We start from the raw sequence: 9761 nt of genomic DNA, 5'->3' as shown, positions 1-9761 counted from the left end.
GGAGGGTGTGGGAGAGTAGGACACCGCCGGACACACCGTAACAGGGCCAGGCCCCGCCGACGACGGCGGGGCCTGACCCCTTTAACACCACCCCACCGCCCCTCAGGCGCAGGACAGGACCGCGCCCGGTAAGGTCGAACCCATGAGTGATCTGTTCTCCCACGCGCCAGCTGCGCCGGAACCGCCTCCGGGACCAGGCACCGAGGCCTCCCTGGAACCGGTGGTGTGCACCGTCGTCGTGCATGTCAGCGTCGAGCATGCGTTCGCAGGGTTCACCGAGCACATCCATCTTTGGTGGCCCTTCGGTACGCACAGCATCTACGGCGGCGCTTCCTATGCCGGCTTCGAGGGCAACGTCCTGCTGGAGACTTCCGAGCACGAGGAGACCTCAGAGTGGGGCACGGCGGTCTCGTGGCAGCCACCCGATCATCTGGCCCTGACCTGGCACCCGGGACGTCCGGAGAGCGAGGCGACGACTGTCGACGTCAGTTTCCGCGATCTGGAGGAGGAACGGACCGAGGTCACGCTGGTCCATTCCGGCTGGGACCGCCACCCCGACGCGGACGCCCACGCCAGGTACGAGGAGGGCTGGCCGACGATTCTGGCGCGCTACGTGCGCTTCATGGGCGGTGTCCGGTGAATGCGCTTCCGGCCGGGCTTGCGGAGATCCTGCCGCCGTCGGCGGTCAGCACTGAACCGGAAGTCCTGTCCCGCTATGCCAAGGACCAGGGCCCCGTGCTGGATTACCGGGAACCGATGGCCGTGGTGTGGCCGCAGACCGTGGAGCAGGTTCAGGCGACGGTCCGCTGGGCCGCGGCACAGGGCGTCCCGGTGGTTCCGCGCGGTGCCGGAACCGGTGTGTCCGGCGGTGCCCATGCCACCGACGGCTGCGTCATCCTTAGTCTGGAGCGGATGGACCGGATCCTCGAGATCCGGCCGCTGGATGAAGTTGCCGTCGTGGAACCGGGCGTTATCAACGCCGATCTCAACGCGGCGGCTGCCGAGCACGGGCTGATGTATGCACCGGATCCGGCAAGTTACCGCATCTCCACGATCGGCGGCAATGTCGCGACCAATGCCGGGGGACTGCGCTGCGCGAAGTACGGCGTTACCCGTGATTCGGTGCTTGCCCTCGACGTTGTCCTGGCCGACGGTACCCTCATCCATACCGGGCACCAGACCTTCAAGGGCGTGGCGGGGTATGACCTGACGGGGCTGTTCGTCGGTTCCGAAGGGACCCTGGGCATCGTGGTGGGCATCACCGTGAGGCTTCGGTACCTACCGGTTGATGTGCAGACAGTCGCGGCATTCTTCCCGGACCTTGAGGCGGCCGCCGCTGGTGTCCTGGCCGTGGGCGGCGCGCGGGTGCAGCCTGCCATCATGGAGTTGCTGCAGGCGACGGCCATGGCATCACTGGACGCGCGCCACGGCTCCAACCTGCGGGAGCGCGGCGCCGCGCTGCTGCTCATCCAGACCGACGGCTTCGGCGCAGCGGCCGAAGCGGACGTGGTCCGCCGGGTACTCGCGGCTTCCGACGGAAGCATAGCGGCAGGAGACAGGGCGGAGGCGGAACAGCTGATCGAGCTGCGCCGCCACAGCCGCGTACTGGACGTTGTGCACGAATACCGGGTCGGCGAGGACGTTGCGGTTCCGCGGTCCCGGCTGGTGGATTACGTCGCCGCGCTGGAGCGGATGGCGGCCGAACACAGCCTTCCGCTGGAAGTGGTCGCCCATGCGGGCGACGGGAACCTGCATCCCAGTTTCTGGGTTCTGCTTCCCACCGACCGGACGGCTCTGAATGTATCGGAACGGGCTGAGTTCGAGGCACAGATTGCCAGGCTCAATGCCGTCCTGGACGAGTCGATCGCAGTGGCCCTTCGGATGGGCGGGACCATCACCGGCGAACACGGTGTCGGGCAGTACAAGCTGCGCTGGCTCGGCTGGGAACAGGCCCCCGAGGTGCTGGCGCTGCAGCGCCGGATCAAGGAACTCTTCGATCCGCGGGGCATCCTCAATCCCGGCAAGGCGCTGCCCGAGGCTCTGCCGGAGCCGCTGCCGCAGGCTCCTGAGGCTGCAGGCGGTCTTCCCCGGGAAGGCTCGGGGACGGAAACCGCCCTCAAGCACTAGCCGTCCGCAGCCGCTCAGTCGTCCCCCAGCGCCTCGCCCTCGAGGATCTTCATGGTCTGGATATCCGGATCCAGCAGGATGGCCGCCTCATCGCGGCGGTGGCGCAGCACCGTATCGATGTATGACTGGACGGCCTCCGCCAGGGGGACGTTCCTGTCCTGCTGTTCGGACATGTACCAGCGGTGTTCGAGCACCTCGTGGACCACCTCCGCCGGTTCCAGCTTCCCAGCCAGTTCACGCGGGATCGACCGGACAATCGGCTCGAAAACGTGCCGCACCCAGGCATGGGCGCTGATGTCTTCGTCCGTGTCCGGGAAGTTGTCCGCGCGGTAGGTATCCATGTCGTTCAGCAGGCGGCGGGCCTGGTTTTCCTGGGCGTCCAGACCGGTGAGGCGGATCAGGCGCCGCTGGTGGTGGCCGGCGTCGACCACCTTGGGCTGGAGCTGGATGGTGGTGCCGTCCGGGTTGGTCCGGATCGCCATTTCCTCGACGTCGAACCCCAGTTCGTTCAGCCGCCGGATGCGGGCCTTGACCCGCCAGCGGTCGCCGAATTCGAAGGATTCCTTGGCCGTCAGTTCCGCCCAGAGCCTGCGGTAGCTGTCCATGATGCGTTCACTGGTGGCCACCGGATCGACTTCGCTTTCGATCAACCCGCCTTCCAGCAGGTCCATCAGTTCACCGGCAATGTTGACCCGTGCGATCTCCAGGTCGTATTCGCGCTGTCCGGAGGACAGCTGCGGATACAGTTCGCCGGTTTCCGCATCCACCAGATAGGCAGCGAAGGAACCGGCGTCGCGGCGGAACAGCGTGTTGGACAGCGAGACATCACCCCAGTAAAAGCCGATCAGGTGCAGGCGGACCAGCAGCAGCGCCTGGGCATCGATCAGCCGGGTCAGCGTGTCCCGGCGCAGCTTCTGCGAGAACAGCGCCCGGTAGGGCAGCGAAAACTTCAGGTGCCGGGTGACCAGCACCGGATCCAGCGGCGCTCCGGCCGCGGACGTCCGCCCGGTGATGACAGCCACTGGCTCCACGCACGGGACATCCAGGCGCTGCAGCTTGCGGAGCATGTGGTACTCGTGACGGGCCACATGCTCGGCGGTTTCCTTGATGGCAATGACGGATCCGCCCAGATGCGCGAACCGCACGACGTGCCGGGAAATCCCCCGGGGCAGTGCCGCCAGCGATTCCATCGGCCAGTCTTCCAGGCCACGGTCCCACGGCAGATCCAGCAGTTCCGGATCCGCCGCGGCCGCGGTGATGTTCAGCGATCCCAGGGCGCCGGGCGACGGGGTGTCACGCCGGGGCAGCTTGCCCTTCTGCTCCCAGTCCGTCGGCTCGTCGCGCCAATTGGCGCCCGCGCGTCCCGCCGCGCCAGCAAAATCCGGCGCGGCTGCCGGCGTACCCTGTGGATCCGTCATGGGTGCTCGGAGGCCGTCAGGCGCCCAGTCGCTGTCCGGTGGTGGTGTCGAAGAGGTGGACGTGGCCGGGGACGGGGCGGACATGGACGGTGTCTCCCTTGACCGGCGGACGGCGGCCGTCGGTGCGGGCGACGATGTCGTGGTCCCTGCCGTCCAGGGTGGTGTGACCGTAGATGTAGGCGTCGGCGCCCAGTTCCTCCACGACGTCGACCTCCACGGCCAGCCCCTCGCCCGCGGGTGCGGCCTCAAGGTCCTCCGGGCGCACCCCGAGGGTGACAGTGCGGCCGTGGGCCTGGCCCAGCACCTCGGCCGGCACCGGGTACACGGTGCCGCCGAAGAGGACACCGTTGTCGGTGACGGGCAGTTCGAGCAGGTTCATCGCGGGCGAGCCGATGAAGCCGGCGACGAAGACATTGTCCGGGTGGTCGTAAAGCCGGCGCGGGGTGTCCACCTGCTGCAGCAGTCCGTCCTTGAGCACGGCGACGCGGTCACCCATGGTCATGGCCTCGACCTGGTCATGGGTGACGTAGACGGTGGTCACGCCCAGACGGCGGGTCAGGGAGGCGATCTGGGTGCGGGTCTGCACGCGCAGCTTCGCGTCCAGGTTGGAGAGCGGTTCGTCCATCAGGAACACCTGCGGGTTGCGCACGATCGCCCGACCCATGGCCACGCGCTGGCGCTGGCCGCCGGAGAGGGCCTTGGGCTTGCGGTCCAGGTACTCCTCCAGGTCCAGCAGTTTGGCCGCCTCGCGGACCCGCTCGGTGCGTTCCTCCTTGGACACCCCGGCGATCTTGAGCGCGAACCCCATGTTGTCCGCCACCGTCATGTGCGGGTAGAGCGCGTAGTTCTGGAAGACCATGGCGATGTCGCGGTCCTTGGGCGGCACGTCGGTCACGTCCCGGTCGCCAATCAGGATCCGGCCGGCATTGACGTCCTCCAGGCCGGCGAGCATCCGCAGGGAGGTGGACTTGCCGCAGCCCGAGGGGCCGACGAGGACCAGGAACTCGCCATCGGCGATGTCCAGATTGAGCCTGTCGACGGCGGGCTTGTCGGTGCCCGGGTACAGGCGGGTGGCCTGGTCAAACGTTACCGTTGCCATGGTTCTGATTTCCCTTCACGGGCAGGTACGTGCCCGACGATCCGTAGTGATGGGTGGATATTCAATTCTGCGGTGTGAAAGACACCACGAAAATCAGTATGGCATTGGCTGTCAACCGGCCGTTGCGCCGGTGCGCAGCTCCACCAGCCGTTCCAGCACGTGCTGGAACGCAGCGGGGGAGTCCACTCGGAAGCCCGCGGCGGTGCTGCCGGGGCCGATCTTGATGCCCACGTCCTGCGGCTGCAGGATCTTCATGGCATGTTCGTCCGTCACGTCGTCCCCGGCGAAGAGCACCGCGGTGGCATCCGCCAGGGACCGCAGCAGTTCCAGTCCCTCGCCCTTGTTGGCATGGACCACCGAGCATTCCAGCACGCGCTTGCCGTCGGTCAGGTGCAGGCCTTCCAGTTGCCCGAGGCGAAGGCGCGCCGCCTCGGTGGCGGCGGCAGCAACGGCGTCGTCCGCGGTCCGGGTGTGAAGCACGACGCCGGCCGGTTTGTTTTCCAGCACGGTCCCCGGATGTGCGTCCACCACTGACTGCACGACGACGGTCGCCTCCTTGAGCAGGGCTGCCTGCTCTTCGGTCAGGGACAGCGGCTCGGCATCCGGGCCGGTCCAGGTCTCGGCCCCGTGGCTGCCGATCAGCAGGATGCGTTCGCCGGGATTGGCGACGATCCGGAGGCTGTCCAGCGCGCGCCCGGAGATGAGGGCCGTCGTCGTATCCGGCAGTTGCGCCAGCGTCTCCAGCGCCGCCGCGGAACCGGGAAGGGAGCGGGCGTCGCCCGCATGCTCGACAATCGGAGCCAATGTCCCGTCGAAATCCAGCGCGACCAGCAGCCGCTCGGTGCCGCTGATCCTGCGCAGCGCGGAGTCGAGGTCGCTGCGTTCGGTACCCGATGCGGTTCCGGCCTGGTCAGGCATTCCCATCCCCTCCCGGAAGACGGGGTTCTTCCTCCCCGCCCTGGAGGGCGCGGAGGAAGTTCCGGGACCAGCGTTCCACATCGTTCTGCAGCACCTGCCGGCGCATGGCGCGCATGCGGCGCGCGGCTTCGGCGGGGGAGAGGTTGACGGCCTTGACGATGGTCTCCTTGAGGCCGTCGATGTCATGCGGATTCACCAGCAGGGCCTGGCGCAGCTCATCCGCGGCGCCGGCAAATTCGCTGAGCACCAGAGCACCGCGGTTGTTCAGCCGTGCCGCAACATACTCCTTGGCCACCAGGTTCATGCCGTCGCGCAGCGCGGTAACCAGCATGACGTCGGCGGCCAGGTACAGGGCCACCATCTCCTCCACCGGGTAGCTGTGGTGCAGGTACCGGATCGCCGTGGAGCTCATCGTGTCGAAGGTGCCGTTGATCCGGCCCACCGAACCTTCGACCTCTTCGCGCAGCAGCCGGTAGTGCTCCACGCGCTCGCGGCTGGGACTGGCCACCTGGATCAGGCTGACATCCTCTACGCAGACCGCGCCGTCTTCGAGGAGTTCGCCGTAGGCCTTGATCCGGTGCGCGATGCCCTTGGTGTAATCCAGCCGGTCCACACCCAGCAGGACTGTCTTCGGATTGCCCAGTTCGCGGCGGATCTGGCGGGAGCGTTCAATGACGTCCTCGCGCTGGGCCAGCGTGGTGATGTGGTCCACGTCGATGGAAATCGGGAAGGCTTCGGCCCGGCAGATGTAGTCCAGGCCGGCCGGGTCGTTGCGGACGTGCACCTGCTGCTGGCGGGTGGTGTAGCCGATGAAGCGGCGGGTGCAGCGCAGGAAATTGCTGGCGTCGCTGGGACGCTGGAAGCCGACCAGATCCGCGCCGAGCAGTCCCTCCAGGACCTGCCGGCGCCACGGCAGCTGCGCGAAGATCTCCATCGGCGGGAACGGAATGTGGTTAAAGAAACCGATCTTCAGATCGGGGCGGGCCTTGCGCAGCAGGCGGGGCACCAGTTGCAGCTGGTAGTCCTGGACCCACACGGTGGCGCCCTTGGCGGCTACGGTAGCAGCCGCGGCGGCAAAGCGGTTGTTGACCATCCGGTACGTTTCCCACCAGTTCCGGTGGAACTCCGGCGGAGCGATGACGTCGTGGTACAGCGGCCACAGTGTGGCGTTGGAGAATCCCTCGTAGTAGAGCTCCACTTCTTCGGCGCTCAGCGGCACCGGAACCAGGTGGGTGTTGTCATGGTCGAAGGCGTCGAGTTTTTCGTCCGGTGCGCCGTGCCAGCCCACCCACGCACCGTCCGCTTTGGACATAACGGGAGCCAGCGCCGTGACCAGGCCTCCGGGGGACCGCCGCCAGCTGCTGCTGCCGTCTGCTTCCATGATGCGGTCCACCGGCAGCCGGTTGGAAACCACCACGAAATCGTATTCCCCGGGCCCTCCTGCCCCTGGAACGCCTTGTGGCTGGGGGGTGGGCGCGGCGGTTGCCGCTCCCCGCGGCCGTACGGTACTGATCGGTCGTGTGTCTGTATTTACGGTGTTCAAAGTGGCTCCCTACTCGAGTCGGCCCGTAATGCGACTCTACCCTCCAAAGGAAACTTTCCGGTGGCCCGGCCCGTTGAATATGGCGTAGATCCTGGCGGGCTGCGGCGCGGTTCACATCAATTAAACTCTAGATTTGCCGCCGTTAGCGGCCCCGTACGTTCCGAGACCAGAGGAATCATGGCTAACCAGAACCAGCCCCGGCTGACCAAGGCTGAACGCACCGCTGCAGCCCGCGAGAAGGCACGGCAGCTGAGGGAACAGCAGCAGAAGAAGGAGCGGCGGACCAAGCAGTTGGTGCGCTGGGGTGTGGTAGCGGCGGTGGTGGCGATCATCGCCGTCGTCGCCCTGATTGTCACCAGCAGCATCCGCGCGCAGATCCCCGACGCGGGTCCCGCGCCGGCGTACGGCAACCAGTACGGCGGCGTGACCGTCACAGCCGGCGGCGCCCTGGTGGACACCGAGCCGTTTACCGCGGACATCAGCACGCTGCCAGAGGAGACGGCAGCGGCCGGCACCATCCCGTCCGGCGTGGCCGCCGCCCCCGCCGGCGAACCGGCGCAGATTGTTGTCTATGTGGACATGCTCTGCCCGTTCTGCAAGCGGTTCGAGGAGCAAAATGGCGGGCAGCTGGAGGCCTGGCGGGATTCCGGCGCGGCCAACATCGAGTACCGGGTGGTCTCCTTCCTGAGCGCCGCCTCGACCACCAACTACTCTGCCCGTGCCGCGAATGCCGTTGCCGCCGTCGCTGAGACCAGCCCCGAAAGCTACACCGACTACATTAATCTTCTCTTCGAACGGCAGCCGGCCGAAGGCGGGGCAGGCCTGTCCGATGAGGAACTGATCAGCCTGGCGAGCGAAGCCGGCGCCGGCGACATCTCGACGCAGGTAAACGAAGGCACCTTCCGCCCCTTCGCCCAGTTCACTGACGGGCTGGCCCGGGTGGACAATGTCCGGGGCACGCCGTCCGTATACGTGGACGGGCAAGAGTGGCCAGGGACCGGGAACTTCGTCGAGTTTGCCCAGCCGATCCTCGACGCCCGAGGCTAGCCTGGCAGGGCTGGCCCAGGTGGTTCCGGTTTCACTGGAACGGGCCACCTGGGCTAACCTTATTGAGCGCCGTCTGTTCTGTTGGCTGCTTTGCGGAGCGGCTTTAAGCAACGACGACGGCGCCCGCTGGCCGGGTGCCAGCGCGCCTCCTTAGCTCAGTTGGCCAGAGCACCTGTCTTGTAAACAGGGGGTCGCCGGTTCGAATCCGGCAGGGGGCTCCACAAACCCCTCCTCACCAGGCAAAACGCCTAGCGGGAGGGATTTTGCTTTCCAGGATGAATGGAAAGCCTCACGGTTATCCCAAAGACGCGTCGGCTGGCTGTGCTGTCCTGCTCACAGCACAGCTTATCTGCGGAAGGTTTCCGTCGCCTATGGTCCGATAACCGCTCCCAAGCTGGTCTATCCTGCGCTGGCCGGGAGTGGCCCTCCCATTTAGTTAATAGTCTCTCGTCCCTTATGCTTGCCTCTGTTTTTGTGACCGCACTCATGCAAGCAGTTGGGGCCTGGATGAAAAACCGCATTGTCCGCAAGGTATCCGCGCTCGCTGCTGCCCTCATGGCAGGCAGCCTGTTCATGGCCCCGCCAGCGCAGGCTGGCGGCTTCACTGACACCGCAGGCTCCGGCTTTCGGTACGAAATCCACTGGATGTACCAAACCGGGCTGAGCAACGGCTGGGGCGACGGCACCTACCGGCCGTCCGAATCGATCAGCCGAGAAGCGATGGCCGCCTTCCTGTACCGTCTGGCCGGCAGCCCGGCGTTCGTACCGCCGTCGGTCTCCCCGTTCACGGACGTGCCAGTGTCCCATCAGTTCTATAGGGAAATCGCGTGGCTGAAGCATGCCGGGCTGACGACCGGCTGGGGTGACGGGTCCTTCCATCCCAGCGAGCCGATCAGCCGTGAAGCCATGGCCGCCTTCCTGTACCGCTACAGCGGCCAGTACTGCAGATCTGCAGCTGCAGCCGGCTACGCCGCGCCCGCTGCATCCCCATTCCGGGATGTTCCTGCGGGATCCCAGTTCTACAAGGAGGTCTCGTGGACCAGGCATGCTGACGTCGCCACCGGGTGGAGCGACGGCACGTACCGTCCGGGTGAGGCGATTACCCGTGAGGCCATGGCCGCCTTCATCAAGCGCGCTGACAAGTTGCTCGGCGACTGGGGCGGCTGCCTGTCGGCGAATAACCTGAGCCCGGCCCAGCTCAAGGCGATCATCGTGCAAACGGCCCGAACCATGGGTGTGGACCCGAGCCTGGCCCTGGCCTTCGGTGAGCAGGAGTCTGGTTTCCGGCAGCATGTCAGGTCCGGGGCCGGGGCGATCGGCACCATGCAGATCATGCCGATCGCAGGTGAGGAGGCCTCCAGACTCGTGGGCCGCCAGCTGAACGTGCACGAGGCGCGGGACAACATTACTGCCGGCGTCGCCCTCATCCGGCAGCTGATCCGGACCAGCCCGGACCTGGAGACCGCCATTGCGTCCTACTATCAGGGGCAGTATGGGGTCATGATGAACGGCATGTATCCGGAGACGAAGAAGTACGTCGCGTCCGTGCTGGCGCGCCAGGCCACGTTCCGTTAAAAACCGCTCCGGCACCGGGATGGGAACAATCCGG

8 protein-coding genes and 1 tRNA gene are annotated in these 9761 nt (G+C 66.6%); 5 read left to right on the top strand and 4 right to left on the bottom strand.

Translation table 11 applies throughout. The features are described from left to right. The first annotated feature begins 142 nt into the window (after window positions 1-142). Both AC5RWU_RS19105 and AC5RWU_RS19100 read left to right on the top strand, forming a co-directional pair. Complete coding sequence (locus tag AC5RWU_RS19105; protein ID WP_494032307.1) at window positions 143-640, top strand: SRPBCC domain-containing protein; 498 nt, start codon at window positions 143-145, stop codon at window positions 638-640. After that, window positions 637-2127, top strand: coding sequence for an FAD-binding oxidoreductase (locus AC5RWU_RS19100; RefSeq protein ID WP_494032308.1), 1491 nt, complete (start codon window positions 637-639; stop codon window positions 2125-2127). Before AC5RWU_RS19105 ends, AC5RWU_RS19100 begins: the two co-directional genes overlap by 4 nt. A gap of 14 nt (window positions 2128-2141) precedes the next feature. Here AC5RWU_RS19100 and AC5RWU_RS19095 read toward each other — a convergent pair whose 3' ends face one another. From AC5RWU_RS19095 to AC5RWU_RS19080, 4 genes are all read right to left on the bottom strand, one after another. Further along, window positions 2142-3545, bottom strand: coding sequence for a DUF4032 domain-containing protein (locus AC5RWU_RS19095; protein ID WP_494032309.1), 1404 nt, complete (start codon window positions 3543-3545; stop codon window positions 2142-2144). A 16-nt stretch (window positions 3546-3561) separates the two neighbouring features. Beyond that, on the bottom strand, window positions 3562-4644 hold the full coding sequence (locus AC5RWU_RS19090) for an ABC transporter ATP-binding protein (protein WP_494032310.1): 1083 nt from the start codon (window positions 4642-4644) through the stop codon (window positions 3562-3564). A gap of 111 nt (window positions 4645-4755) precedes the next feature. Next, entirely contained in the window at window positions 4756-5562 is an 807-nt protein-coding gene (gene otsB / locus AC5RWU_RS19085) for a trehalose-phosphatase (protein ID WP_494032311.1), read from the bottom strand. Beyond that, a complete protein-coding gene (locus AC5RWU_RS19080) occupies window positions 5555-7075 on the bottom strand; it encodes an alpha,alpha-trehalose-phosphate synthase (UDP-forming) (protein WP_494032336.1) in 1521 nt (506 codons plus the stop codon). Before AC5RWU_RS19080 ends, otsB begins: the two co-directional genes overlap by 8 nt. 207 nt (window positions 7076-7282) lie before the next feature. On the opposite strand from AC5RWU_RS19080, the gene AC5RWU_RS19075 reads away from it, so the two are divergent. The 3 genes from AC5RWU_RS19075 to AC5RWU_RS19065 all read left to right on the top strand — a co-directional run bounded on the left by AC5RWU_RS19075 (window position 7283) and on the right by AC5RWU_RS19065 (window position 9727). Next, window positions 7283-8152, top strand: coding sequence for a DsbA family protein (locus tag AC5RWU_RS19075; RefSeq protein WP_494032312.1), 870 nt, complete (start codon window positions 7283-7285; stop codon window positions 8150-8152). Window positions 8153-8296: 144 nt separating this feature from the next. Continuing rightward, window positions 8297-8373: transfer RNA gene (locus tag AC5RWU_RS19070), tRNA-Thr, on the top strand. A gap of 286 nt (window positions 8374-8659) precedes the next feature. After that, window positions 8660-9727 carry an S-layer homology domain-containing protein gene (locus AC5RWU_RS19065; protein ID WP_494032313.1) on the top strand — a complete coding sequence of 356 codons (1068 nt, stop codon included), beginning with the start codon at window positions 8660-8662 and terminating at the stop codon, window positions 9725-9727. Window positions 9728-9761: the final 34 nt, after the last annotated feature.

This window comes from Arthrobacter sp. B0427-1-12 (assembly GCF_059092905.1).
Note: the sequence above shows the minus strand (reverse complement) of the source record. Positions and strands in the feature narration are given on the sequence as shown.

Excerpts from the sequence above, each read along its gene's own strand:
- AC5RWU_RS19105 (WP_494032307.1), top strand. The coding sequence starts at position 143 with ATGAGTGATCTGTTCTCCCACGCGCCAGCTGCGCCGGAACCGCCTCCG.
- AC5RWU_RS19095 (WP_494032309.1), bottom strand. The coding sequence starts at position 3,545 with ATGACGGATCCACAGGGTACGCCGGCAGCCGCGCCGGATTTTGCTGGC.
- AC5RWU_RS19090 (WP_494032310.1), bottom strand. The coding sequence starts at position 4,644 with ATGGCAACGGTAACGTTTGACCAGGCCACCCGCCTGTACCCGGGCACC.
- otsB (WP_494032311.1), bottom strand. The coding sequence starts at position 5,562 with ATGCCTGACCAGGCCGGAACCGCATCGGGTACCGAACGCAGCGACCTC.
- AC5RWU_RS19075 (WP_494032312.1), top strand. The coding sequence starts at position 7,283 with ATGGCTAACCAGAACCAGCCCCGGCTGACCAAGGCTGAACGCACCGCT.
- AC5RWU_RS19065 (WP_494032313.1), top strand. The coding sequence starts at position 8,660 with ATGAAAAACCGCATTGTCCGCAAGGTATCCGCGCTCGCTGCTGCCCTC.